The organism is Alloalcanivorax sp., assembly GCF_964221125.1.
GTDB lineage: Bacteria > Pseudomonadota > Gammaproteobacteria > Pseudomonadales > Alcanivoracaceae > Alloalcanivorax > Alloalcanivorax venustensis.
The window spans coordinates 1-24092 of record NZ_CAXPXK010000057.1 but is presented as its reverse complement, the minus strand read 5'-3'; the positions used below and the strand labels follow the sequence as shown (position 1 = coordinate 24092).

The following is a 24092-nucleotide window of genomic DNA, read 5'->3' as shown; positions in this document are numbered from 1 at the left end:
CGCCCTAGGTTATCATTGCCGGCCTTGTCCGTATTGATCGAAGGAGCAGCCATGAGTGATGCCAACAGCCAATCCGCGCAGGCGAAACAACGGCCCGGGCGCGAGGCGTTCGGCTATCTGTGCCCGGTGGACAGCCGCTGGGCGGACAATGACGTTTACGGCCATATCAACAACGTCATGTACTACAGCTACTTCGATTCCACCATCAACCGCTATCTGATCGACAAGGGTGGGCTGGATATCCATAACGGCGACGTGATCGCCTATGTGGTGAGCTCCGGCTGCGACTATTTCGAGGCCGCCGCCTACCCGGACGCGCTCACCATCGGCATGCGCGTGGACAAGCTGGGCAACAGCTCGGTGCGTTATGGTCTGGCGCTGTTCGGAGAGAGCGGTGACGCCAAGGCGCTGGGTTTCGTGGTGCATGTGTTCGTGGACCGGGAAAGTGGGCGTCCGGTGTCGATCCCGGCGCCGCTGCGCGAGGTGTTGGCGGCGATTCAGTCTTCGGGAAAATAGTTTTTTTCGGAAAAATGTAGCTCCGCCAGGAAGTAAAAGTTTTCGCCGAACGGGATCCGGTCCATCTCGAAGCCCACGTTGGGCTGCTGGCCGGGGAACCGCTCCGGTGTTTCCTCCAGGTCCGGGTCGTCCTGGTAGATCAGCCGGGCGCCGGTATCGAAGCCTTCCGCGACGTGCAGCCGGGCGAGCAGGGCGAAGCCCCGCCCGGTATCGAAACGCAGCCAGTTTTCCGCCGGCACCGGGCGCCGCAGCATGGCCCGTTCGGTGTCCGAAAGCCGGCCGTCCACCACCGCTTCCCGCTCGCCGGTCCAGCTGGTGCGCAGCCGCGCGCCCTGGAGATCGTGGCCGTCGACGCTGACCCGGGCGCGCGGGTCGCGCAGCACGGTGGCGGCGATGCCGGGCAACGCGAAGCGGCTGTGGATGGCGAGCCGGTTTTCCATCAGCACGAAGTGGTTGTGCACGGTGAGCACGCGCAGGCCGGCCACGCGCACCCGGGTGGTGGCGTACACCAGCGTCGCCAGCGGCCCTTCGATGACCTGCTGGATTTGCGGGTCCAGGTTTTCGTTGGTGAGTGTGAGGCGGGCGCCCTCGCTGAACACCCCGGCGCTGAGCCGCAGTTTTAAACTGTCCAGCAGGGTCCGTTGCGGTTTGTCGTCCGGGGCGCGGTAATGCCGGTAGGTGAAATCGCCCCACTGGAACAGGTTGCCGTCCAGAAATTCCAGCCGGTAGTCCGCGGTGCGCAGGCTGAGCGGATCGCCGTCGTCGTCGCGCTCCAGGGTCACCGGCGGGGTGAAACCCTGGAACGGCGGCCGGGCCAGCACGTAGAAATAAACGGGCCGTTCGCCGTCGCTGTCGAGTGCCAGTTCACCGATTACTTCCTGGCCGGGGGAGGGCAGTCGTTCGCCGCCGTCGGCGTCGTCCACCAGCAGCCGGTCGCGGGGGCCCACCCGGCCGGTCTCTCCGGCCCGGCGGCTGTCGTCATCCTCGCTGAAGTAGGGCCAGCCGCGCTGCGACCAGGCCAGCCACTGGTGGCGGACGCTGCGCAGCTCGCCGTCCCGGTAGGCGGCCACTTCCAGGCGGTCGGTACGCAGCCCGGTAAGGTCTTCCAGGGCCTCGCCCTGGAAGGTCGCCACCGCGCTTTGCGCGGTTCCGGCCAGCAGCCAGAACAGCGCGAGCAGCAACGCCCGGCCCATCATGATTAGGCCAGCTCGGGCCGGTCGGCGAAGTGGGCGAGGGCGTCCGGGTTGGCCAGGGCGTTGCGGTTGCGCACCTCGCGGCCGTGCACCACATCGCGCACCGCCAGCTCGACGATCTTGCCGCTCACCGTGCGCGGAATTTCCGGCACGGCGAGAACCACCGCCGGCACATGGCGCGGGCTGGCGCCGGCACGGATGGTGGTGCGGATTTTTTTCCGCAGCTCGTCGGTCAGTTCGATGCCCTCGGCGGGCACCACGAACAGCACCACGCGCACGTCGCCGTCGTACTGCTGGCCGACCACGATGGCCTCGCGGATTTCCTCCAGGGTTTCCACCTGGCGGTAGATTTCGGCGGTGCCGATGCGCACGCCGCCGGGGTTGAGCACGGCGTCGGAGCGGCCGTGGATCACCAGACCGTCGTGGCCGTCATGGGGGACGATTTCGGCGTAGTCGCCGTGGGCCCATACATTCTCGAAACGATCGAAATAGGCGCCGTGGAAGCGCTCCTCGTCCGGGTCGTTCCAGAACGCCACCGGGCAGGCGGGGAAGGGGGCGCGGCACACCAGTTCGCCTTTTTCGCCGACCACCGGCTCGCCGTCGTCGTTAAACACCGCCACGTCCAGGCCCAGGCCCAGGCACTGCAGTTCGCCCCGGTACACCGGCACCAGCGGGCTGCCCAGCGCGAAGCAGGAAATAATATCGGTGCCGCCGGAAATCGAGCTCACCAGCAGGTCCGGTTTGACCTTCTCGTAGAGGAAGTCGTAGCTCTCGTGCAGCAGCGGCGAGCCGGTGGAGTAGAGCGTGCGCAGGGTGGACAGGTCGTGGCTGTCGCGGGGCACGGCGCCGGCTTTTTCCACCGCCTGCACGAACTTGGCGCTGGTGCCGAAGTGGGTGATCTTCTCCGCGTCGATCACATCGAACAGGCGGGTGGCGTCCGGGTAGGCCGGGTTGCCGTCGTAGAGCACCAGGGTGGCGCCGGTCTGCAGGCCGCTGACCAGCCAGTTCCACATCATCCAGCCGCAGGTGGTGAAGTAGAACAGCACGTCGTCGGCGCCCAGGTCGCCGTGCAGGCGGTGTTCCTTGGCGTGCTGGATCAGGGCGCCGCCGGTGCCGTGCACGATACACTTGGGCGCGCCGGTGGTGCCGGAGGAATAGAGAATATAAAGCGGATGGTCGAACGGCAGCTCGGCGAAGGCCGGCGGCGCCCCGGCGGCGGCCAGCCAGTCGCGCCAGTTGAGCGCCTGGCGCACCGCGCTGGTGTCGCCGCGTCCGGGAATCACGATCAGCAATTCCGGCTGCAGTTTTTCATGCAGCGCCTGGATGCGTTCATCCAGCTCGATCCACTTGCCGTTGTACTGGTAGCCGTCGCAGGCGAACAACACCTTGGGTTCGATCTGGCCGAAGCGGTCCAGGACACCTTCGACGCCGAAGTCCGGCGAGCAGGACGACCAGATGGCGCCGATCCAGGCGCAGCCCAGAGCGGCGATCACGGTTTCGATGCGGTTGGGCATGTAGCCAGCGACCCGGTCGCCGGGCTCAACGCCGGCGGCCTGGAGCTGCGCGGCCACCTGGCCGGCGGCCACGTGCAGGTCGTTGTAGCTGATCTGGTCACGGCGGCCGCCCTCGTCGATGCTCACCAGGGCGGTGTGGGTGTCGTGCCGGGGCAGCAGGTTCTCGGCCATGTTGATGCGCGCGTCCGGGAACCAGCGGTTGTGGCGGAACACCGGTGACGGCGCCAGCACCCGCTCGCCTTTATGGCCGCGCAGTTCGCAAAAATCCCAGACCAGATTCCAGAACGCCTCCGGCTGCGTCACCGACCAGCGGTGCAGGTCCCGGTAATCCGTGAGCGGCGTGCCGGCCAGCTGTTCGGCGCGGGCGCGGAACGCGGCGGGCTGGCCTTCGTTGAGCCGCTTTTCATCGGGCTGCCAGAGCGGGGTCGGGGTTGTTGTCATTGTGCCTCCGTTTCGGAATCCAGCGAATTGAAATCAACCAGGAGCGTGCCTTCGGCGACGCTGTCGCCATCGGCCACGTGGAAGCGTTCCACGGTGCCGGCGGCGCCGGCGCGCAGGGTGTGCTCCATCTTCATGGCTTCCAGGGTGATCACCGCGTCCCCGGCGGCCACCGTGGCGCCGGCTGCCACATGGCAGGCGACGATGGTGCCGCTCATGGGCGCGATGAAGCCGTCCTGGCCGCCGGCGCGGTCGCTCTCCCGGGCCGGGTGTATCTCCACCGGGTAATCCTGACCGTGCACGAATACCGCCGTATGTCGGGCGTCGCCATGGTGGGACTCGATCAGGTGGCCGGCCAGCCGTCGCTCGCCCCAGTGCAGCTCAAAGGCGGTGCCCCGGCGGCGCAGGTGGAAGGGCGCGGGCTCGCCGCCGTCCACCCGGGCCTGGTCATTGTCGAGCACCACGGTGTGGGCCTGCTCGCCCACCCGCAATGGGATCAGGGTGCGCTTTTGTCCCAGCGGACGCCAACCCGGCAGCGCGCCCCAGGGGTCGTTGCCGGTGGCGGGCCGTTGGGCCACGGCGCCAGCGGCGGCCACGGCGACCAGGTCGCTGTCCGCCGGCGCCGGCTTCATCAGGTCCGGGTGTTTCTCAAGCAGGCGGGTGTCCAACTCGGCGTCGGCGAACACCGGGCTGCTCAGAACCCGGTGCAGAAAGGCGGCATTGTGATGCACACCGCTGATGGCGAGATCGTCCAGGGCCGCCACCAGCCGGCGGCGGGCCTGGTCGCGGTCGCCGCCGTGGCTGATCAGCTTGGCGATCATCGGGTCGTAATGGTCGCTGACCCGGTCGCCGGCCTCGAAGCCGCTGTCCACGCGCACCTGTGCCGGCCAGCGCAGTTGTTCCAGGCGCCCGGCGGAGGGCAGGAACTGCTGGTAGGGGTTTTCCGCGTACAGGCGCACCTCCATGGCGGCGCCGTGGCGCTGGATCTGCTCCTGGCTTTTCGGCAGCGGCCGGCCTTCGGCCACGGCCAGTTGCCAGGCGACCAGATCCTCGCCGGTGATCAGCTCGGTGACCGGGTGCTCCACCTGCAGGCGGGTGTTCATCTCCATGAAGAAGAATTCGCCTTCGGGGGAGAACAGAAACTCCACCGTGCCGGCGCCGCGATAGTCGATGGCGCGGGCGGCGCGCACCGCCGCGTCGCCGAGAGCCCGGCGCTGGGCCTCGGTGAGGCCGGGGGCAGGGGCTTCCTCGATGATTTTCTGGTGGCGGCGCTGCACCGAGCAGTCGCGCTCGAACAGGTGCACCGCGTTGCCGTGGTTGTCGGCGAACACCTGCACTTCCACGTGGCGGGCGGTGGGCAGGTAGCGCTCCAGCAGCACCCGGTCGTCGCCGAAGGCGTTGCGTGCCTCGCGGCGGGCGGCGGCCAGGGCTTCCTGGAAGCCGGCGGCGTTGTCCACCGCGCGCATGCCTTTGCCGCCGCCGCCGGCCACCGCCTTGATCAGCAGCGGGAAGCCGACCTTGTCGGCCTCGGCGATCAGGGTGGCGTCGTCGGCGCCTTCCCGGTCGAAGCCGGGCAGCACCGGCACGCCGCTTTGCGCCATGTGCTGGCGGGCGGCGGCCTTGTCGCCCATCAGGCGGATGGCGTCGGCGCCGGGGCCGACAAAGATCAGGCCGGCGTCCGCGCAGGCGTCGGCGAAGGTGGTGTTCTCGGACAAAAAGCCGTAGCCGGGGTGAATGGCGTCGGCGCCGCTGTCGCGGGCGGCGCGGATCACCTTGTCGATGTCCAGGTAGCTGTCCCGGGCCGGCGCCGGGCCCAGCCGCACGGCGCGGTCGGCCTCGCGCACATGGGGCGCGTCGGCGTCGGTGTCGGAGTACACCGCCACCGTGGTCAGGCCCAGCTCGCGGGCGGTGCGGATAATGCGCCGGGCGATCTCGCCCCGGTTGGCGATCAATAGCGTGTTGATGGCGGCCATGGTCAGTTCCGGTTCGGTTTCCAGTTCGGCGGGCGTTTTTCCAGGAAGGCGCCCAGGCCCTCCTGGCCTTCCGCGCCGGTGCGCAGCTCGGCGATCAGGTTGGCGGTGTACTCGATCAACCCTTGGCTGACGTCGCTGTCGTCGGCGCGGTGCACCAGCTCGCGGGCGCGCCGTTGCGCTTCGGGGGCGCCGTCGAGCAGGGCGCTCACCAGTTTGTCCACGGTGGCGTCCAGCTCCGCCGCCGGCACCACTTCGTGGACCAGGCCGAGCCGGCCGGCGCGGGGGGCGTCGATCACTTCGGCGGTCATGACGTAGCGGCGCGCCTGGCGGGCGCCCAGGGCGCGCACCACATAGGGCGCGATCACCGCCGGCAGAATGCCCAGCTTCACTTCGCTGAGGCAGAAGCGGGCGTCGTCGGCGGCCACCGCGATGTCCGCCGCGCAGATCAACCCCAGGGCCCCGCCGTAGGCGGCGCCCTGAACCCGGGCGATCACCGGTTTGCCGGCCCGGTCGATGGTGTCCATCAGGGTGGCCAGGCGCAGGGCGTCGGCGCGGTTTTCCTGCTCGTCGAGGGCGCCCATGGCGCGCATCCAGTTGAGGTCGGCGCCGGCCGAGAAATGCTTGCCAGCGGCGTCCAGCACGATCACCCGGCCGTCGTCGCCACCGGCCTGCTGGAAGGCGTCGATCAGCGCTTCGATGATGGTGTTGTCGAAGGCGTTGCGTTTGTCCGGGTTGTTCAGGGTGATGTGGGTGACCGGGCCCCGGCGGGTGGTTTGCACACTCATGGTTGTCTCCCTCACATGCGGAACACGCCGTAGCGCGTCTCTTCGATGGGTGCATTGAGGCTGGCGGAAATGGCCAGGCCGAGAACGTCGCGGGTGTCCGCCGGGTCGATGACGCCGTCGTCCCACAGGCGGGCGCTGGCGTACCAGGGTTGCGCCATGGTTTCGTACTGGGCGGTCATGTCGTCCTGAAACCGCTGGGCGTCTTCATCGCTCCAGTGCTCGCCTTTCTTTTTCAGCGAGGCGGCTTTTACCTGGGTGAGCACGCTGGCGGCCTGTTCGCCGCCCATCACCGAGATGCGCGCGTTGGGCCACATGAACATAAAGCGCGGGTCGTAGGCGCGCCCGCACATGCCGTAGTTGCCGGCGCCGAAGCTGCCGCCGGTGATCACGGTGAATTTGGGCACGCTGGCGCAGGCCACCGCGTTGACCATCTTGGCGCCGTGCTTGGCGATGCCTTCCGCTTCGTATTTCTTGCCCACCATGAAGCCGGTGATGTTCTGCAAGAACAGCAGCGGAATCTTGCGCTGGTTGCACAGCTCCACGAAGTGGGCGCCCTTGAGCGCGGACTCGGAATAGAGCACGCCGTCGTTGGCGAGAATGCCCACCGGAAAGCCGTGGATGCGGGCGAAGCCGGTGACCAGGGTGGTGCCGTAGTTGGCCTTGAATTCGTCCAGGTCGGAGTCGTCGACGATGCGAGCGATCAGCTCCCGGGCCGGCATCGGCGAACGGGTGGTGGGCGGAATCAGACCGTACAGTTCGTCCGGCTCATAGGCCGGCGGCCGGGCCGGGCGCACCTCCAGCTGTTCCGGCTTGTGCCAGTTAAGCCGGCCGATGCAGCGGCGCGCCAGATCCAGCGCATGGGGTTCGTCGTCGGCCAGATGGTCGGCGACGCCGGACTGCTCGCCGTGCAGGGCGGCGCCGCCCAGCTCCTCGGCGCTGACCACTTCGCCGGTGGCGGCTTTCACCAGCGGTGGGCCGGCCAGGAACACGGTGGAGTGGTTGCGCACCATGATCACTTCGTCGGCCATGGCCGGCACATAGGCGCCGCCGGCGGTGCAGGAGCCCAGCACCACGCTGATCTGCGGAATACCGCGCGCCGACATATTGGCCATGTTGAAAAAGATACGCCCAAAGTGATCGCGGTCCGGGAACACTTCGTCCTGACGCGGCAGGTTGGCGCCGCCGGAGTCCACCAGGTAGACGCAGGGCAGCCGGTTCTCGGCGGCCACCGCCTGGCAGCGAAGATGTTTTTTTACAGTCAGCGGGTAGTAGCTGCCGCCTTTCACCGTGGGATCATTGGCGACGATCATACACTCCACGCCGGCCACCCGGCCGATGCCGCCGACACAGCCGGCGGCGGGCACGTCCTCACCGGGGTAGACGCCGTCGGCGGCCAGCGCCGACAGCTCCAGGAAAGGGGAGCCCGGGTCGAGCAGGTGCTGGATGCGCTCGCGCACCGGCAGCTTGCCCTTGTCGCGCAGGCGCGCTTCGGCGGCCTCGCCGCCGCCATGGGCGATGCGGTCGAGTTTTTCCTTCAGGGTGTCACGCAGCGCCAGATTGTGTTCGCGGTACTGGCCGTATTCCGGCGCGCTTTTGTTGAGCTGGCTGATGATTTTTGGCATGGCTCAGGCGGTCTCGTTGAACAGTTCGCGGCCGATCAGCATGCGGCGGATCTCGCTGGTGCCCGCGCCGATCTCGTAGAGCTTGGCGTCGCGCAGCAGGCGGCCGGTGGGGTATTCGTTGATGTAGCCGTTGCCGCCCAGGCACTGGATCGAGTCCAGGGCCATCTGGGTGGCGTTCTCGGCGCAGTAGAGGATGGCGCCGGCGGCGTCCTTGCGGCTGCTGTGGCCGGCGTCGCAGTTGCGCGCCACCTGGTAGAGGTAGGCGCGGCTGGCGTTGAGGGTGACGTACATATCGGCGAGCTTGCCCTGCATCAGCTGGAATTCGCCGATCGCCTGGCCGAACTGCTTGCGCTCATGGACGTAGGGCAGCACCACATCCAGGCAGGCCTGCATGATGCCGGTGGCGCCGCCGGACAGCACGGTGCGCTCATAGTCCAGGCCGCTCATCAACACGCGCACGCCCTGGTTGAGTTCGCCGAGAATGTTTTCTTCCGGCACTTCGCAGTTTTCGAACACCAGCTCGCAGGTGTTGGAGCCGCGCATGCCCAGCTTGTCCAGCTTCTGGGCGCGGGAGAAACCGGGGAAGTTGCGCTCGACGATAAAGGCGGTGATGCCGCGCGGGCCGGCGTCCGGTTCGGTCTTGGCGTAGATCACATAGGTGTGGGCGTCGGGGCCGTTGGTGATCCACATCTTGTTGCCGTTGAGTACGTAGCGGTCGCCTTTCTTTTCCGCGCGCAGGCCCATGCTGACCACGTCGGAACCGGCGCCGGGCTCGCTCATGGCGAGCGCGCCGATGTGCTCGCCGCTGACCAGCTTGGGCAGGTACTTCTGGCGCTGGGCGTCGTTGCCGTTGAGATAAATCTGGTTCACGCACAGGTTGGAGTGGGCGCCGTAGGACAGGCCGATGGACGCGGAGGCCCGGGAGATTTCCTCCATCACCAGGGTGTGGGCCAGGTAGCCCAGGCCGGCGCCGCCGTATTCCTCGCCCACGGTGACACCCAGCACGCCCAGATCGCCGAGCTTCTTCCACAGCTCGTTGGGGAACAGGTTGTCCTGGTCCACGCGCGCGGCGATCGGTGCGATCTCCTTGCGGGCGAAGGCGCGGGCGCTGTCCTGCAGCGCGGTGAGGGTGTCGTCGAACTGAAAATCCAGGCCGCCGTTAAACATCGCTTTCCTCCAATTCCTTCAGCGCCTGCCTGGCGCGTTCCTCGGCCGCGTCCAGATCCTGTTGCATGATCTGGATGTCGACCAGTTGCTGTTGTAGCTGGGTACGTTTCTCTTCGATTTTTTCAAGCAGGGCACCGAGCTGCTGGCGGTTGTCGCCGGTGGGCTGGTAGAGGCGGATCAGATCGCCGGATTCCGCCAGCGAGAAGCCCAGGCGTTTACCGCGCAGGATTAGCTTCAGGGCGACCCGGTCCGCCGGCGAATAAATGCGCGTCTGGCCGCGCCGGCGGGGCGTGAGCAGGCCCTGGTCTTCGTAAAAACGGATGGTGCGCGTGGTCACGTCGAATTCCCGTGCCAGCTCGCCGATGCCGTAGCTTTGCTTGAGTGTCATGGCGGAAAAGATTAGGGGAAGTTTACGTTAACGTAAAGTGGCCTGTCCGGTTGGACGGTGTTACCTTTAGCGCCTTCTTCGTCCGAGGATGGTGGACGGGTGATTTACCGAAAAGATCGCAAGGTTCTGAAACGAGTCGACTACGGGGCCGCCAAGAACTCTCTGATGGGGGTGTTGGCGGCCCTTGTGGTTTATGCGTTGGTGACCGCCTGGGGCGGTGTCTACCGGGCTTACGAGCTGGAGACGCTGATCGCCGGCGGCGCCGTGGTGCTGGTGACCGCTTACCGGCTGTGGCTGGTGGCGCGCTTTGACGCCCTCTACGGCGCCGGGCCGGCGCGCTGGCGCCGGCTGTTCGCGCTCGGCCTGATTCTGCACGCCCTGGTCTGGGGGGTATTGCCCGCCTGGCTGGTGTGGCGGGTCGGCACCGGCTTCAACGTCTTCGTGGTGATTCTCTATAACGTCGGTGTGACCACCGCGCTGGGCAGCTCCTGGATGGCCGGCCTGCGGGTGCGGCAGGTGTATATCCTGCTGATGTTCCTGCCGCTGATCGCCTCGCTGTTCCTGGCCGCCGGCCTGCAGGAATGGCTGCTGGGGCTGCTGGTGACGTCCTACACGTTCTATCTGTTCCGTCTTTACCGGGGGCAGTACGAGCTGTTCTGGCACGCGGTCACCCGCGAGCGCCGTGGTTCCCCCGAGCGGCGCCGGGACCTGCCGGCCAACACTGACATCCAGCTCAGCCTGGTATACCGGCTCGCCCATGAATTGCGCACGCCGATGAATTCGGTGATGGGCATGATGTCGCTGCTGGAGGACACCCGGCTCAGTGACGAGCAGCAGGAATACCTGCAGGTGGCGGGGCAGAGCGGCAAGCTGATGATCAGCCTGATCGACGACGTGCTGGACTACTCCCGGATTCTCACCGGGCGCATCACCCTGAGCCCGGACTATTTCGACCTGCGCGGCGCCCTGGAGCAGACCCTGGAAGCCTTCGGCCCCATGGCCCAGTCCAAGAATCTGGAGCTGTCAGCGGTGGTGGACCGCATGCTGCCGAAACGGGTGCGCGGCGACCGGGACCGTCTGCTGCAGGTGCTCACCAATCTGCTCAGTAATGCGATCAAATTCAGCGAGCGCGGCGAAATACGCCTGGACGTGGATTTCACCACCGAAGGGGAAAGCGACGGCGTGCTGCGGGTGCGGGTCAGTGACCAGGGCCAGGGCATGGACACCGAGACCCTCAAGCATCTGTTCGAGGATCAGTTCCTGGCCGGTGCCCAGGACGCCTTCAGCACCCGGCACGCGGGCTTCGGGCTGCTGGTCTGCAAGGGTCTGATCGAGGCCATGGGCGGTATGATCGGCGCCGAAAGCAATCCCGGCGAAGGCTCCACGTTCTGGTTCACGGTGCGCCTGGGCATGCAGGCGAACATGAGCGAGAGCACCAAGCTGGCCGGCGCCGTGGGCCAGGTGCAGGGCCTGGCGGTGGGCACCAGCAGCGGCTCCCTGGCCTGTCTGCAGGAAGAATTCGAAGCACTGGGCAGCTACTGCCAGGGCGCCCGGGATTACGACCAGGCGTTGCAGGCGGTGCGCGCCGGTCACCGCGAGCACAGCGAGTTTGAGTTGCTGCTGGTGGACACCCACGGGCGCCGGGAATCGGCGCTGAACTTGTGCCGCACCGTGCTGGAAGACCCCGGGCTGCGGCCGGTGAAACTGATGCTGATCTGCGCCATCGAAGAGCGCGGCGAGCCGGCGGTGCAGCGGCTGGTGGACAAGCACGGGCTGGTGGTGCTGGTGCGCCCGGTTCATCGCACCGGGTTGCGCGTGGCACTGGGCAAGTTGCTGGGCGTGCCGCGCCAGATGCCGGTGCCGGACCTGCCCACCGAAACCCCGGAAGAGCGCGAGCGCCGCAGGCTTTACCGGCTGCTGCTGGTGGAAGACAACGAGGTCAACCAGCTGGTCACCCGTGGCATGCTCGGCAAGCTCGGCTATCAGGTTAAGACGGTCAATAACGCGGAAACCGCTCTCGCGCTGTTGGAGCAGGAAAGCTTCGATCTGATCCTGATGGACTGCATGATGCCGGAGCTGGACGGCTTCACCGCCACCCGCACCCTGCGCGAAAGAGAGCAGGCCGCGGAGCGCACCCGCACCCCGGTGATCGCGATCACCGCCAACACCGCCGAGGGCGTTCAGGCCAAGTGTCTGGCCGCCGGCATGGATGACTTTCTCGCCAAACCCGTGCATCTTCAAGAGCTGGAAACCGTGCTGCGGCGCTGGTTGCTCCACGACGTGGATACCGACGGGGAAGGTAACGACGACGAATGACAACAACGAGGGAACTGCCATGAGCCGACGGGCCCTGCTGTTGGGCGCCACCGGTCTGGTTGGCGGGCATTGTTTGCGCCTGCTGCTGGATTGCGACGCCTACCAGGAAGTACGGGTGCTGACGCGCCGGCCGCTGGGGATCGACCATCCGAAACTGATCGAGAAGGTGGTGGAGCCGGCGCAATTCGACAAGGAAACCGAATATTTTCAGGTCGACGACGTGTTCTGCGCGCTCGGCACCACCCTGAAGCAGGCCGGCTCCAAGGAAGCGTTCCGCGCGGTGGACCTGGATCTGATCACCGCGGTGGGCCGCGCGGCGCGCGATGCCGGCGTGCAGCGCTTTATGATGGTGTCGGCGGTCAATGCCAATGCCCATTCGCCGTTTTTCTATGCGCGCACCAAGGGGCAGGCGGAACGCGAACTGAAAGCACTGAAGCTGCCGTTGCTGGCGCTGTTCCAGCCGTCCCTGCTGCTCGGCGAGCGGGAGCGGCCGCGTCCGGTGGAAGCGTTCGGGATTCGTTTTTCGAAAATCATCGACCCGATCACCCGCTGGACCGACGCGCACTGGCTGCCGGTGAGCGGCGAGCGGGTCGCCGAGGCGCTGGTGGGCATGGCGCTGGAAGGCCCGGCCACCGGGGTCTACCGGGTGCGCTTCCGCGATTTCGTGGTGTACGCCGGCAAGTTTCGTGAAAAATACCCACGGGCTGTGTCTTAACGTAGAAGGAGTAAAGATGAGTTTCGTCACCTGTGATTTGTGCGACGACAACGCGGACCTGGTGTCCGTGGTCACCGGCCTTAACTGGTTCAGCTACGGGGGCCGCGGCGCCTTCGGCGGTGAAATCGTCACGGTGAAATGCTTCGAGGACAATTCCCGCGTCAAGGAACACCTGGGCACCGACGGTAAAGGCAAGGTGCTGGTGGTGGACGGCGGCGGCAGCCTGCGCAACGCCCTGATCGGCGACATGATCGCCGAGAACGCGGTGAAGAACGGCTGGGAAGGCGTGATCATCCACGGCGCCTGCCGCGATGTGGATGAACTGGCCAAGCTGGATATCGGCGTGCTGTCCCTGGGCTGCGTGCCGATCAAATCGGTGCGCCGGGACGAGGGCCAGCTGAACATCGACATCACCTTCGGCGGCGTGACGTTCCGCCCGGGCGAGTTCGTCTACGCCGACAACAACGGTGTGATCACCGCCCCCAAGGCCCTGATTTAAAGGGTCGCGGGCGGGTTTTTCGAAAATTTATAGTTTATTGACGTTTATCCCCGCCCGCCCGGTTGTCACACGGTTAACATCTGTCTGATGATAGCGGCGTCGAGCCGGTCCAGGCTCGGCGACATCAGGCAGCGGGGTTGTATACATGGAGCGTTTTCGTTGGTGGCCGATGCTGATGCTGTGGCTGGCCCTGGCGGCCTTGCCGCTTCCGGCGTCGGGGTTCTCTTTTGAGGATGTGATCGACAAGGCCAGGGCGCTGGCCGATGAATCCTACCAGGCACCGACGCCCATTCCCGCCTTTCTCCGCGAGCTTACCTACGAGCAGTACCAGGGCATTCGCTTCAAGCCGGAAAACAGCCTTTGGATCAAAAGCGACGCCCGCTTCCAGGTGATGCTGATGTCGCCGGGCCTGTACTTCAAGCATCCGGTGGTGCTCCACGAGGTGGATGCCGAGGGTGTCCGCCCGATCACCTACAACAAAACCGACTACAACTACACCAACGAAGAGCTGGCCAAGCGTATCCCCGCGGATCTCGGCCACGGCGGCTTCAAGCTCACCTATCCGTTGCAGGGCCCGGACAGCCGCAACCAGTTTCTGGTGTTCGCCGGCGCCAGCTACTTCCGCGCCGTCGGCCGTGACAACAGCTTCGGCTTATCCGCCCGGGGCGTGGCGGTGAACACCGGGCTGCCCTCCGGCGAGCAGTTTCCCTCGTTCACGGAATTCTGGCTGGTGCGCCCGGACGCCAAGTCGGAAACCATGACCGTGTATGCCTTGCTGGACGGCCGCAGCCTCACCGGAGCCTACCGGTTCGACGTGCGCACCGGCGATAACACCGTGATGGACGTGCAGGCCCGTCTGTTCATTCGCAGCGACATCGAGAAACTGGGCATCGCGCCGCTCACCAGCATGTTTTTCTACGGCGGCAACACCGCCCGTCCGCGCGGCGAGTGGCGGCCCCGGGTGCACGATTCCGGCGGCCTGCTGGTTCATAACGGGGTCAGCGGCGAGTGGCTGTGGCGGCCGCTGCTGAATCCGAAAAGCCTGAAACTGGACTATTTCCAGACCGAATCGGTGCAGGGCTTCGGCTTGATGCAGCGGCAGACCAACTTCGAGGATTTCCAGGATTACGGCGCCAACTATCATCGCCGCCCGAGTGCCTGGGTGAAGCCCAAGGGCGACTGGGGCAAGGGCAGGGTGGTGCTGGTGCAACTGCCCACCAACAACGAAACCAACGATAACATCGTGGCGTTCTGGACCCCGGATGAGCCGGTCCGCGAAGGCCAGTCGCTGTCGTTTGATTATTCCCTCAAGGTGGGCGGGCCGTCGGTGAGCGGCGGCGACCGGGCGCGCGCCGAGAGAACCTTCGTCGGCGACGGCAACCGGGTCGGCGGTGGCACCGTGGAGGGCGCCTACCGGGTGATCGTGGATTTCGCCGGCGGGCCGCTGAAGGATCTGTCCGCCGACGCGCCGGTGACCAGCGCCGTGACCGCCGGCGGCGACGCCGAAGTGATCGAGCATTTCGTTGAATTCCTCAGCCCGGTGAATCGCTGGCGGCTGTCGATTCTGGCGAAGCCGGCGGAGGGCCAGCCGCTGGCGTTGCGCGCCTTCCTCAAGAACGAGGAGGAGGCGGTTTCCGAAACCTGGTCCTATGACATCCCCGCCGACAACGACATTCTGGGCGAGGCCCGCTGATGCCGTATCACGAGGTGGAAGAGACACTGGCGCGGGCGCTCACCTATCTGCGCCTGTCCGGAATCAGGGTGACGCCGGAGGTGGCGCGGCGCGCGCTGCGGCTGGTGGACAGCGCCCTGGAAGAGGGGGAGCAGCGGCTGCTGGCCCGGGTGATGGAGCGGCTGCCGGACACCTTTCCCTTGCCGGAAGAGGCGCTGCCCCCGCAAACACCACCGCTGCACCACGCCAGCGTTCATTACGCGGATTCGCTATGAGCGGGGCCGGCGAGGCGGAATCGGTGCCCGACCTCACCGGCCGCTGGAAGGCGGTGGCGGTGATGCGCCGCACGGTGCTTACCCTGCTGGTGGTCGGCCAGACCCTGGCCGGTGTTTACGGCATGCTGTCGGTGCTGCCTTACCACGGCGGCGATCTGCTGGAACAAAGTATTCTGCTGTTGTTCGCGCTGCTGTTCGCCTGGATCTCGGTGGGCTTCTGGACCGCCATGCTGGGCTTCTACATGCGCCGCCGGGGCGGTGATCCGCAATCGCTGGCGCGCCGGCATGATGCCGCCACCCTGGCGGCCACACCCCTGGCCCGCACCGCGCTGGTGCTGCCGATCTACAACGAGCCGGTGGACCGCACCCTGGCCGGCCTGCGCGCCACGGTGGAATCCCTGCGTGCCAGCGGTCAGCTGGACCATTTCGATTTTTATATTCTTTCCGACAGCCGTGACGCGGACGTGTGGCTGGCGGAACGGGCCGGCTGGTACGCGCTGTGCCGGGAGCTGGGCCTGGAAGGCCGTCTGTTCTACCGGCACCGGCCGGTCAACCTGAACTTCAAAAGCGGCAACGTGGCCGATTTTCTGCGCCGCTGGGGCGCCGACTACCGCTACATGGTGGTGCTGGACGCGGACAGCGTGATGGGGGGCGACACCCTGGTGCGCATGGTGCGGCACATGGAGCTGGCGCCGCGCATCGGCATTCTGCAAAGCAGCCCCTCATTGATCAACGCCCGGTCCGCGTTCGCCCGTTTTCAGCAGTTCGCCAACCGCATCTACGGGCCCCTGTTCAGCACCGGCCTGGCCGCGCTGCAACTGGGTGAAGCGGCCTACTGGGGCCATAACGCCATTATCCGCACCGAGCCGTTCATGGCGCACTGCGGCCTGCGCCGCTTGTCCGGGTTCGGCCTGTTCAAAGGCTCGATCATGAGCCATGACTTCGTCGAGGCCGCCTATATGGGCCGCGCCGGCTACCAGGTGTGGATGGAGCCGGAGTTGCACGAGAGCTACGAAGAGTCGCCACCCACCCTGGTGGACGAGCTCACCCGTGACCGGCGCTGGACCAAAGGCAATATGCAGCACATCTGGCTGTTGTTCTTCGGCCGCCGCATCCGCTTCGCCCACCGCATGGCGTTTATCAACGGTATCCTTTCCTACCTGGCGTCGCCGGTGTGGTTCGTGTTTCTGGTGCTCACCAGCATCGAAGCCACGCGGTTGACGCTGTGGCCGATCGATTACTTCCCGGATCCGCAGAACAGCATGTTCCCGGTGTGGCCGGAATGGCATCCGCACTGGGCGGTGGCGATGATCCTGAGTACCTTTTTCCTGCTGTTTTTTCCGAAATTCCTGGCGGTGGCGGATGTGCTGCTCAGCGGTGGCCGGCGTCAGTTCGGCGGCTTCTGGAAGCTGCTGCTGTCGGTGTTTCTGGAACTGTTCGTGTCCATGCTGCTGGCGCCGATCCGCATGTTGGCGCACAGCCGCTATGTGCTGGAGGCGCTGTTCAACGTGTCGTTGCACTGGGGCGGCCAGAACCGCACCGATGAAACCGGCTGGCTCCAGGCGCTGATCAGCCAGGCACCGGGCACGCTGCTGGCCGCGGGCTGGGCGGCGCTGGCCCTGTGGCTGGATCCGATGTTCTTTTACTGGTCGCTGCCGGTGGCCTTGCCGCTGATCCTGGCGGCGCCCACTTCGGTCCTGCTGAGCCGGGTGGCGATCGGCCGGTGGCTGCGCGAGCGCGGTCTGCTGCTGACGCCGGAAGAGCAGCGCCTGATCCCGCTGGTGAGCACGGTGGCCGAGCCGGCGCCGCTCAACCCCACGCCGCTAAGCGCCTTCGAGGTGGCGGTGATCGATCCGCGCCTCAACCGTCTGCACCGGGCCCAGGCGCGCCACCGCCGGACCGTGGAGCCGGATACCCTGCGCCAGTGGGCGCAACGCTGCCTGGAGCAGGGGCCGGCCACGCTTAACCGCTTCCAGCTCAACGCGCTGGCCCGCGACGCGGACAGCCTCGCCTGGCTGCACCGCCAGGCCTGGCGCGCCACGCCGGACGGCTATTGGGGGCGCCGCATCGGCCAACTCGGGGTGGCCGTGCGCGAGGCCTGACGGTAGGCTTTATTAAAACGCTTCCAGGGAACGAAGCCATGTTGAATACATTACAGGTAAGGGATTACATGATCCGCGACCCTTTCTTGCTCTCCCCCTCCATGTCGGTCACCGACGCCATTGCCGTGTTGCTGGCCCAGGGTCTGGCCGGCGCGCCGGTGGTGGAACAGGGCCGGCTGGTGGGCATGTTCTCCGAATCCGACGGGTTGAAGGGCGCTCTGGACGCGGGCTATCACCAGACCGGCATCGGTCTGGTGGCCGACTATATGAGCCGTGAAGTGAACCGCCTCGACTGTCACGCCACGGTTCAGGAAGCGGCGGAGATGTTTCTTCGTAACCACCGCCGTTGCCTGCCGGTGGTGGACGGCCAGCGGCTGGTGGGGCAGCTGAGCCGCTGCGACATTCTGCGCGCCGTCTCCGCCCGGGCGGAGAGCGCGCCGCTGGAACACACAAGCAACTAAAACCAGGGGGGAACACCATGAACCAGCCTTATGCCGCGCCGGGGTCGGATCTGGAGACCGGATCAGAACGCCGTTATCAGCCTCGCTTATTCCAGGTAAAGGGCCGTCTCGGCAGAGTGCGCTACTTCGTCTATGCCCTCACCATTACCCTGATCGTTTACCTGGTATTCGCCGCCGTGGCGGCGGTCGCCGCGATCGCCGGGCCGCCCGCTTCGGAGCCCGGCGGCGTGATGTTCTCGGTGATGATGCTGGTGCTCGCGGTGGGTGGTGTGTTCGCGGCCGTGATGAGCATTATTTACGGCGTGCGCCGGCTGAATGATATGAACGTGAGCGGCTGGCTGATCCTGCTGATGTTCGTACCGCTGGCCAACGTCGTCATGGCACTGGCGATGCTGTTCGTTCCCGGCAGCGACGGCGATAACCGGTACGGCCCCGCGCCGACCCCCAACGGCGGTGGTTTGATCGCCGCTCTGGTGATCATGCTGCTGGTGATGGTGGGGTGGATCGGCATGATCAGCGCCGTGGCGCTGCCCGCGTATCAGGATTACGTGGAGCGCGCGCAAATGCACCAGATGCAGCGCTAAAAAAAGGGCCTCCGAATGGAGGCCCTTTTTTTTGATCGACGGTTTCGTCAGGAAACCGGGATCACTTACGGCAGCAGATGCTTCACCGCGTCGCGCTCTTCGGCCAGCTCGGTTTCGGTGGCGGTCATGCGCTCGCGGGAGAAGTCATTCACTTCCAGGCCCTGAACGATTTCCCAGTCGCCGTTTTTGCAAACGCACGGGTAGGAATAGATCAGACCTTCCTGGATGCCGTAGGAGCCGTCGCTGTAGATGCCCATGGACACCCAGTCGCCGTCGTCACTGCCCAGCGCCCAGCTGCGCATGTGGTCGACCGCGGCGTTGGCGGCGGACGCGGCGGAGGACGCGCCCCGTGCCTTGATGATGGCGGCGCCGCGCTGCTGCACGGTGGGGATGTAGTCGTTCTCGTACCAGTCCTGCTCGACCTGATCGATGGCGGGTTTGCCGTCCACTTCGCAGTGGTGCAGATCCGGGTACTGGGTGGAGGAGTGGTTGCCCCAGATGGTCATCTTCTTAACGTCGTTGATGCTCTTGCCCAGCTTGTTGCCCAGCTGCGCCATGGCGCGGTTGTGGTCCAGGCGGGTCATGGCGGTGAACTGACGCGGATCGATGTCCGGCGCGTTGCGCTGGGCGATCAGGGCGTTGGTGTTGGCCGGGTTGCCGACCACCAGCACCTTGATGTCGCGGCTGGCGACTTCGTTGATGGCCTGGCCCTGGGCGGAGAAGATCGCCGCGTTGGCTTCCAGCAGGTCCTTGCGCTCCATACCCGGACCGCGCGGACGGGCACCGACCAGCAGGGCGTAATCGGCGTCCTTGAACGCCACCTTGGCGTCGTCGGTCTGCACGATGCCGTCAACCAGCGGGAAGGCACAGTCTTCCAGCTCCATGGCCACGCCTTTCAGCGCTTCCAGGGCGGGGGTGATTTCGAGAAGCTGGAGGATGACCGGCTGATCTTTGCCGAGCATGTCGCCGGAGGCGATGCGGAACAGCAGGGAATAGCTGATCTGGCCAGCGGCGCCGGTGACAGCTACGCGTACGGGTGCTTTCATTAAAAATCTCCTTGGAATCGTCGGGAGAACTGAGGAGCCTCTGAATACGACCTTGGCTAGGAAGTGCGCATTCGGAGGTTCCCCGGGCCGCGCGCATTATAGAGTAGCTGATGGGCGAGCGCACGGATCGGTGCGGATCGGCGCCAAACCGGCGTCTCAGTGGCCGCCGCTGTCCCGGTAGCTCACCGGGGTGACGCCGAACCAGCGCTTGAAGGCGCGGTTGAAGGCGCTCTGTTCGGAATAGCCCAGATCCAGGGCGATCTGGTTCACCGAGCGGTTGCTGTGCAGCAGCCAGTCGCAGGCCAGCCGGCGCCGCTCTTCTTCCAGCAGGGTGGAAAAGTCCGCCTGTTCCGCGCGCAGCCGGCGGCGCAGGGTCCAGGGTTTGACGCCCAGGCGCTCGGCGATCGGTTCCAGCTGCGGCACGCCGTCCACCAGCCGCTGCTGGATTTCCAGGCGCACCTGCTCGAGCAGGTTGTCGCGGGCCCGGTACTGGGTCACCGCCCGCTGCATCCGCGAACGGGCGATGCGGTTCACCTCCGGATCGGCGTCACGCAGCGGCAGATCCAGCAGGGCTTCGTCGATGACCAGGGCGTTGCAGGGCTGGGAGAACGACACCGGGCAGCCGAACAGGCGCTGGTATTCGCCGCTGTCGCCGTGGGGCGGGTGCCGGAAGTGCACCGCCATGGGGTTTAGCTCGGCGCCCAGAATCCAGCGGCCGAACACCACCGCGCCGGCGTAGAAGGCGTCCACCCGGTGCGGCGAGGTGGGCAGGTCCTCGAAGGGGGTATCGAGGATCAGCCAGAGTTCATTATCGTGCCACTCGAAGCGCAGGTCGGCGAATTCGGTGGTCACCCGCGCGAACGGGATCATCAGTTCGATGGCGTCGCGCAGGGTGGCGCTGGACATGCTGGCGTAGCCCAGCTCGCCCATGAAGCGTGGCCGGATGCATTCGCCCATGTGCAGCCCGAACAAGGGGTCGCCGCTGCCTTCCAGGGCCAGTTCGAACAGTCGGTTTTCGACCTTCAACGGCACCCGGGCCCGGGGCGATTCCAGCTCCGCCTCGCTCACCCCCAGACGCACCAGGGCATCGCTGAGGTCCACGCCCGAGTGCAACGCGGCGTCGAGCAGGTACTCGATCCAGAACGAGGCCACGGTCAGTGAATGCAGGGAAGGCGGATGGGAATCAGACATAGCGGAAGTCAACGTGATTGACGCCGACCAGTCAATGACGGGAAAGCGACCGGGCCGGCACGGCCCGGTCAGGCAGGATCATTTCGCTTTTTGTTCGCGGGCCAGTTTATTGACCTTGCGGTTGATGCGGTCGAGCTTTTTGTTGAGGGCGTCCATTTCGTCCCGGGTGGGCAGGCCGAGGGTGTGGGCCAGGCGCGCGCGCCACTGTTCCGCGTCGCCGCTCTTGCCGGTTTTGGCCCGCAGGGATTCGCCGCTTTTGATCAGCTCCTGAAAGAATTCGTTACCGGATTCGCTGAGCCGGGTCACCGCGCCCTGGGCCGCTTTGCTAAGCTTGTCCGCCGTGGCGCTGATTTCCGTGCTTAAATCGGACAGCTTCGCGTTCAGGGTGGTGGCCGGGTATTCGGTGTTTGCTTGTGCGTCGCTCATGAGTAAGGGTCTCCTTATCCAACATCAGTGACGCCGATGGTAAGCAACCCGGCGTTTTGGGTATCTTTTGTTGTCCGACAATTAAACAACGTGTTCCGCCGAGACGGGACACATCGGGAGAGAGTGCATGAAGGTAGAGCTTCCCCAGGGTGGGTATCAGGGCCTCGCCGGCGACGGCGTGGTGGAATTCCGGGGCGTGCCGTTCGCGCTGCCGCCGGTGGGCGAGTTGCGGTTCAAGGCGCCCCGGCCGTTGCCGGACAGCGACCGGAGCGTTAACGCGGACCGCTATCCGTTGCCGTCGCTGCAGGTCAAGAACCCGCTGATGGGCGTGGAGGACTCCGGGGAAGACTGCCTGTACCTGAATATCTGGGTGCCGGAGGGGGAGGGACCCTTCCCGGTGATGCTCTGGTACCACGGTGGCGGCTACATCGCCGGCTCGGTGTCCCAGCCGCTGTATAACGGCGCCGCGCTGGCGGCCAGCCAGAAGGTGGTGGTGGTGCACGCCGCCTACCGGTTGGGCGCCCACGGGTTCGCCGACTTCGCCGCCATCGCCCCGGAGCTGGAGGCGGACAGCAACCTGGGCCTGCGCGACCAGGTGGCGGCGCTGGAATGGGTCAACCGGCACATCGAAGCGTTCGGCGGCCGGCCCGACCGGGTCACCCTGTTCGGCGAATCCGCCGGCGGCTTCAGTGTCGCCACCCTGATGGCCACGCCCCGCGCCCGGCCCCTGTTCCAGGGCGCCATCGTCCAATCCGGCGCCGGCGACTTCGCGCTCGCCCCGGAAGAGGTGGCCAAGGTCACAAGCGCCTTCGTGGAGGCGTTGCCGGGCGAGGGCAGCGCCGCCGACAAGCTCCGGCAGGCCGACCCGAAAGCCTGGATCGCCGCCCAGAATCAGGCCCTGCGCACCCTGGTGAAACGTGGCCTGCGCGACACCACGCCGCAGTTCGCGATGAATTTCCAGCCGATGGTGGACGGCGACCTGCTGCCACGCCTGCCGGTGGACGCCATTGCCGACGGCGAGGCCCGCGATATCGCCCTGATGGCCAGCGTCTGCCGCGACGAATACCACTTCTTCCAGTACGCCGGGCCGATGGCGGGCTTCCCCTCGGTGGAGGAATTGCGCCGCTTCGACGAGGCGGAAATCCTGCGCCGCTTCCAGCGCGCGCTGCCGCAGCACGGCCAGCAGGCGCTCAGCTACTACCAGCGCACCGTCACGCCGGACCCGCAGCGCAGCAACATGGACTGGTTCTCGGCCATGGAGACCGACCGCCTGTTCCGCGTGCCCACCCTGCGGCTGCTCGATGCCCAGGCCGCCCACCGGGACGACACCCGCGGCTTCCAGTTCACCTGGACCAGCCAGCAGTTCGGCGTGCCCATGGGCGCCTGCCACGTGATCGACGTGCCGTTCGTGTTCGGCGTCACCGACACCCCGGCGGGCATGTTCTTCACCGGCGGCGGCGAGCCGGCCCGCGCTCTGGCGGCCGAGGTGCAGAAAGTCTGGGGGGATTTCGCCCACGGTCGGGCGGTGCAGGGCCCGGCCTGGAAGGACACCCGCCGGGTGCGCCAGTTCGGTCCCGGCGACGCGGAAGCCGCCTTGCTGGACGCGGACGGCGAAGCCCTGTGGGCCGACATCATTCCCGTGCCGGGGACTGCAAAACCGGGCCAGGGCGCGTAAAATAGCGGCCCTGTCACCCCTCAGGAGTACCCCGATGTCCGTGGCCGAGGCCATTGAAAGCAAAGTGCGCGACGCCCTGCCGGTCGCGCACCTGGAACTGGAAAACGAAAGCCACCGGCACAATGTGCCGGCCAACTCGGAAACCCACTTCAAGCTGGTGCTGGTGTCCGACGCCTTCCAGGGCCAGATGCCGGTGCGGCGCCACCAGGCCGTCTACCAGGCGCTGGCCGAGGAGATGAAAGGGCCGGTGCACGCGCTCGCCCTGCATCTTTTCACGCCGGAGGAATGGCGTGCCCAGGGCGGTGACGTGGCTGACTCCCCGGACTGCCGGGGCGGCGACGGCCAGGCCAAGGAGAAGGCGCGATGAGTCCCGCCCCGCACCACGGCGAGGGGCCCATCGTGGTGGCGGCCTTGTACCGCTTTACCCGCCTCGACGACTACCAGAGCCTGCGCGAGCCGCTGCTGGCGGCCATGCTTGAGCGTGACGTGCGCGGCACCCTGTTGCTGGCCCACGAAGGCATCAACGGCACCATCTCCGGCGCCCGCGACGATGTCGACGCGATCGTCGGCTGGCTGCGCGCGGACCCCCGTTTCCAGGACATGGAATACAAGGAGTCCTTCGCCGCCGAGCACCCCTTCCTGCGCACCAAGGTGAAACTCAAGAAAGAGATCGTCACCATGGGCGTGGAGGACCTCGACCCCAACGCCAACCGCGGCACCTACCTGGAAGCCGAGGAGTGGAACCGGGTGATCGCCGATCCGGAAACCCTGGTGATCGATACCCGCAACGACTACGAGTACGAAGTGGGCACCTTCCAGGGCGCGGTCAACCCCAACACCAAGGCGTTCCGCGAATTCCCGGAGTACGTGAAGCAGCACCTGGACCCCGCCAGGCACAAGAAAGTGGCGATGTTCTGCACCGGCGGTATTCGCTGCGAGAAGTCCACCGCCTACCTGCGCGAGCAGGGCTTCGAGGAGGTCTACCACCTCAAGGGCGGCATTCTGAAGTACCTGGAGGAAACGCCGCCGGAGGCGTCGCTGTGGCAGGGCGAATGTTTCGTGTTCGACGAGCGCGTCACCGTGGACCAGGCACTGCGGCCGGGCGGCTATGATCAGTGTCACGCCTGCCGGCGACCGATCAGCGAGGACGACAAGGCCTCGCCGCTGTACCGGAAGGGGGTGTCCTGCCCGCGTTGTTACCACGAATCGTCGGCGGAGCAGAAAGCCCGCTTCGCCGAGCGTCAGAAGCAGATCGAGCTGGCCCGCCAGCGGGGCACCCGGCATCTGGGTGTCGATCAGCACGCTGATAGCGATCCTTCCCCGGACTGAGTCGCCCTGCTGTCTTGGCGGCTCCGTAGCCCGGTTCGGTCTCGGTGCTTGGGTCCAGGACCCGCCGTGAATCCATCCCTGGAGGCTTGTGTTCGGCTCCCTGACTCACACAGTCCTGGACACCGGGCACCGAGACCGAACCTCCCGTATGGAGCCAGCCGCCGAGCTTTGCCGAAAGGTTCAGCGTCAGCGATGACCCGTAGCG

General features: G+C 66.3%; 22 protein-coding genes. 12 read left to right on the top strand and 10 right to left on the bottom strand.

What is annotated here, in order from left to right; translation table 11 throughout:
* Nucleotides 1-51 precede the first annotated feature (51 nt).
* Nucleotides 52-516, top strand: a complete 465-nt coding sequence (locus tag ACEQZD_RS07135; protein ID WP_370184723.1) for an acyl-CoA thioesterase — start codon at nt 52-54, stop codon at nt 514-516.
* On the opposite strand, the gene ACEQZD_RS07130 is transcribed toward ACEQZD_RS07135, so the two are convergent.
* The 7 genes from ACEQZD_RS07130 to ACEQZD_RS07100 are packed head-to-tail and all read right to left on the bottom strand — an operon-like array spanning nt 498 to nt 9596.
* Nucleotides 498-1712: a hypothetical protein gene (locus ACEQZD_RS07130; protein ID WP_370184722.1), complete on the bottom strand. Its 1215-nt coding sequence runs from the start codon at nt 1710-1712 to the stop codon at nt 498-500. The genes ACEQZD_RS07135 and ACEQZD_RS07130 overlap by 19 nt on opposite strands.
* A 2-nt stretch (nt 1713-1714) precedes the next feature.
* A complete protein-coding gene (locus tag ACEQZD_RS07125; protein ID WP_370184721.1) occupies nt 1715-3664 on the bottom strand; it encodes an acetoacetate--CoA ligase in 1950 nt (649 codons plus the stop codon).
* Complete coding sequence (locus ACEQZD_RS07120) at nt 3661-5634, bottom strand: biotin carboxylase N-terminal domain-containing protein (RefSeq protein ID WP_335628931.1); 1974 nt, start codon at nt 5632-5634, stop codon at nt 3661-3663. Before ACEQZD_RS07120 ends, ACEQZD_RS07125 begins: the two co-directional genes overlap by 4 nt.
* A 2-nt stretch (nt 5635-5636) precedes the next feature.
* On the bottom strand, nt 5637-6419 hold the full coding sequence (locus ACEQZD_RS07115) for an enoyl-CoA hydratase/isomerase family protein (protein ID WP_335628930.1): 783 nt from the start codon (nt 6417-6419) through the stop codon (nt 5637-5639).
* Between the two features lie 11 nt (nt 6420-6430).
* The gene (locus ACEQZD_RS07110) at nt 6431-8041 is read right to left on the bottom strand and encodes a carboxyl transferase domain-containing protein (protein WP_335628929.1); all 1611 of its coding nucleotides are present in this window, start codon (nt 8039-8041) and stop codon (nt 6431-6433) included.
* Between the two features lie 3 nt (nt 8042-8044).
* Nucleotides 8045-9208, bottom strand: a complete 1164-nt coding sequence (locus ACEQZD_RS07105) for an isovaleryl-CoA dehydrogenase (RefSeq protein WP_335628928.1) — start codon at nt 9206-9208, stop codon at nt 8045-8047.
* Nucleotides 9201-9596 (bottom strand): MerR family DNA-binding transcriptional regulator, encoded by a 396-nt coding sequence (locus ACEQZD_RS07100; protein ID WP_142948825.1) that lies wholly within the window; start codon nt 9594-9596, stop codon nt 9201-9203. The genes ACEQZD_RS07105 and ACEQZD_RS07100 overlap by 8 nt, the downstream gene beginning before the upstream one ends.
* 186 nt (nt 9597-9782) lie before the next feature.
* Here ACEQZD_RS07100 and ACEQZD_RS07095 point away from each other — a divergent pair, with 186 nt between their 5' ends.
* From ACEQZD_RS07095 to ACEQZD_RS07060, 8 genes are all read left to right on the top strand, one after another.
* The gene (locus tag ACEQZD_RS07095; RefSeq protein ID WP_255442442.1) at nt 9783-11912 is read left to right on the top strand and encodes a response regulator; all 2130 of its coding nucleotides are present in this window, start codon (nt 9783-9785) and stop codon (nt 11910-11912) included.
* 19 nt (nt 11913-11931) lie between these two features.
* The gene (locus tag ACEQZD_RS07090; protein ID WP_142948824.1) at nt 11932-12627 is read left to right on the top strand and encodes an NAD(P)H-binding protein; all 696 of its coding nucleotides are present in this window, start codon (nt 11932-11934) and stop codon (nt 12625-12627) included.
* 16 nt (nt 12628-12643) lie between these two features.
* Complete coding sequence (gene rraA / locus ACEQZD_RS07085; protein ID WP_142948823.1) at nt 12644-13126, top strand: ribonuclease E activity regulator RraA; 483 nt, start codon at nt 12644-12646, stop codon at nt 13124-13126.
* Between the two features lie 145 nt (nt 13127-13271).
* Nucleotides 13272-14819 carry a glucan biosynthesis protein G gene (locus ACEQZD_RS07080; protein WP_255442440.1) on the top strand — a complete coding sequence of 516 codons (1548 nt, stop codon included), beginning with the start codon at nt 13272-13274 and terminating at the stop codon, nt 14817-14819.
* Nucleotides 14819-15073 carry a hypothetical protein gene (locus ACEQZD_RS07075; protein WP_228548183.1) on the top strand — a complete coding sequence of 85 codons (255 nt, stop codon included), beginning with the start codon at nt 14819-14821 and terminating at the stop codon, nt 15071-15073. Before ACEQZD_RS07080 ends, ACEQZD_RS07075 begins: the two co-directional genes overlap by 1 nt.
* Nucleotides 15070-17175 (top strand): glucans biosynthesis glucosyltransferase MdoH, encoded by a 2106-nt coding sequence (gene mdoH, locus ACEQZD_RS07070; protein ID WP_335628926.1) that lies wholly within the window; start codon nt 15070-15072, stop codon nt 17173-17175. The genes ACEQZD_RS07075 and mdoH overlap by 4 nt, the downstream gene beginning before the upstream one ends.
* Nucleotides 17176-17213: 38 nt before the next feature.
* Entirely contained in the window at nt 17214-17636 is a 423-nt protein-coding gene (locus tag ACEQZD_RS07065) for a CBS domain-containing protein (RefSeq protein WP_142948820.1), read from the top strand.
* A gap of 17 nt (nt 17637-17653) precedes the next feature.
* Nucleotides 17654-18220, top strand: a complete 567-nt coding sequence (locus ACEQZD_RS07060; protein ID WP_335628925.1) for a DUF805 domain-containing protein — start codon at nt 17654-17656, stop codon at nt 18218-18220.
* A gap of 65 nt (nt 18221-18285) precedes the next feature.
* Here ACEQZD_RS07060 and ACEQZD_RS07055 read toward each other — a convergent pair whose 3' ends face one another.
* The 3 genes from ACEQZD_RS07055 to ACEQZD_RS07045 form a co-directional block, all read right to left on the bottom strand.
* Complete coding sequence (locus ACEQZD_RS07055; RefSeq protein WP_142948818.1) at nt 18286-19266, bottom strand: malate dehydrogenase; 981 nt, start codon at nt 19264-19266, stop codon at nt 18286-18288.
* 156 nt (nt 19267-19422) lie between these two features.
* Nucleotides 19423-20457, bottom strand: coding sequence for an AraC family transcriptional regulator (locus tag ACEQZD_RS07050; protein WP_335628924.1), 1035 nt, complete (start codon nt 20455-20457; stop codon nt 19423-19425).
* A gap of 78 nt (nt 20458-20535) precedes the next feature.
* Nucleotides 20536-20883: a poly(hydroxyalkanoate) granule-associated protein gene (locus ACEQZD_RS07045; protein ID WP_335628923.1), complete on the bottom strand. Its 348-nt coding sequence runs from the start codon at nt 20881-20883 to the stop codon at nt 20536-20538.
* Between the two features lie 127 nt (nt 20884-21010).
* Here ACEQZD_RS07045 and ACEQZD_RS07040 point away from each other — a divergent pair, with 127 nt between their 5' ends.
* From ACEQZD_RS07040 to ACEQZD_RS07030, 3 genes are read left to right on the top strand one after another with little or no spacing between them, the layout of a single operon-like run.
* A complete protein-coding gene (locus ACEQZD_RS07040) occupies nt 21011-22558 on the top strand; it encodes a carboxylesterase/lipase family protein (protein WP_142948815.1) in 1548 nt (515 codons plus the stop codon).
* Nucleotides 22559-22592: 34 nt separating this feature from the next.
* Nucleotides 22593-22925, top strand: a complete 333-nt coding sequence (locus ACEQZD_RS07035) for a BolA family transcriptional regulator (RefSeq protein WP_142948814.1) — start codon at nt 22593-22595, stop codon at nt 22923-22925.
* Entirely contained in the window at nt 22922-23887 is a 966-nt protein-coding gene (locus tag ACEQZD_RS07030; protein ID WP_335628922.1) for a rhodanese-related sulfurtransferase, read from the top strand. The genes ACEQZD_RS07035 and ACEQZD_RS07030 overlap by 4 nt, the downstream gene beginning before the upstream one ends.
* The last annotated feature ends 205 nt before the right edge of the window (nt 23888-24092 follow it).

Bases quoted from the DNA above. Each gene is read 5' to 3' on its own strand.
- ACEQZD_RS07125 (WP_370184721.1), bottom strand. From the start codon at position 3,664: ATGACAACAACCCCGACCCCGCTCTGGCAGCCCGATGAAAAGCGGCTC.
- ACEQZD_RS07110 (WP_335628929.1), bottom strand. From the start codon at position 8,041: ATGCCAAAAATCATCAGCCAGCTCAACAAAAGCGCGCCGGAATACGGC.
- ACEQZD_RS07060 (WP_335628925.1), top strand. From the start codon at position 17,654: ATGAACCAGCCTTATGCCGCGCCGGGGTCGGATCTGGAGACCGGATCA.
- rraA (WP_142948823.1), top strand. From the start codon at position 12,644: ATGAGTTTCGTCACCTGTGATTTGTGCGACGACAACGCGGACCTGGTG.
- ACEQZD_RS07100 (WP_142948825.1), bottom strand. From the start codon at position 9,596: ATGACACTCAAGCAAAGCTACGGCATCGGCGAGCTGGCACGGGAATTC.
- ACEQZD_RS07055 (WP_142948818.1), bottom strand. From the start codon at position 19,266: ATGAAAGCACCCGTACGCGTAGCTGTCACCGGCGCCGCTGGCCAGATC.
- ACEQZD_RS07040 (WP_142948815.1), top strand. From the start codon at position 21,011: ATGAAGGTAGAGCTTCCCCAGGGTGGGTATCAGGGCCTCGCCGGCGAC.
- ACEQZD_RS07035 (WP_142948814.1), top strand. From the start codon at position 22,593: ATGTCCGTGGCCGAGGCCATTGAAAGCAAAGTGCGCGACGCCCTGCCG.
- ACEQZD_RS07090 (WP_142948824.1), top strand. From the start codon at position 11,932: ATGAGCCGACGGGCCCTGCTGTTGGGCGCCACCGGTCTGGTTGGCGGG.
- ACEQZD_RS07065 (WP_142948820.1), top strand. From the start codon at position 17,214: ATGTTGAATACATTACAGGTAAGGGATTACATGATCCGCGACCCTTTC.
- ACEQZD_RS07120 (WP_335628931.1), bottom strand. From the start codon at position 5,634: ATGGCCGCCATCAACACGCTATTGATCGCCAACCGGGGCGAGATCGCC.
- ACEQZD_RS07075 (WP_228548183.1), top strand. From the start codon at position 14,819: ATGCCGTATCACGAGGTGGAAGAGACACTGGCGCGGGCGCTCACCTAT.
- ACEQZD_RS07080 (WP_255442440.1), top strand. From the start codon at position 13,272: ATGGAGCGTTTTCGTTGGTGGCCGATGCTGATGCTGTGGCTGGCCCTG.
- ACEQZD_RS07105 (WP_335628928.1), bottom strand. From the start codon at position 9,208: ATGTTTAACGGCGGCCTGGATTTTCAGTTCGACGACACCCTCACCGCG.
- ACEQZD_RS07130 (WP_370184722.1), bottom strand. From the start codon at position 1,712: ATGATGGGCCGGGCGTTGCTGCTCGCGCTGTTCTGGCTGCTGGCCGGA.
- ACEQZD_RS07115 (WP_335628930.1), bottom strand. From the start codon at position 6,419: ATGAGTGTGCAAACCACCCGCCGGGGCCCGGTCACCCACATCACCCTG.
- ACEQZD_RS07135 (WP_370184723.1), top strand. From the start codon at position 52: ATGAGTGATGCCAACAGCCAATCCGCGCAGGCGAAACAACGGCCCGGG.
- ACEQZD_RS07030 (WP_335628922.1), top strand. From the start codon at position 22,922: ATGAGTCCCGCCCCGCACCACGGCGAGGGGCCCATCGTGGTGGCGGCC.
- ACEQZD_RS07045 (WP_335628923.1), bottom strand. From the start codon at position 20,883: ATGAGCGACGCACAAGCAAACACCGAATACCCGGCCACCACCCTGAAC.
- mdoH (WP_335628926.1), top strand. From the start codon at position 15,070: ATGAGCGGGGCCGGCGAGGCGGAATCGGTGCCCGACCTCACCGGCCGC.
- ACEQZD_RS07050 (WP_335628924.1), bottom strand. From the start codon at position 20,457: ATGTCTGATTCCCATCCGCCTTCCCTGCATTCACTGACCGTGGCCTCG.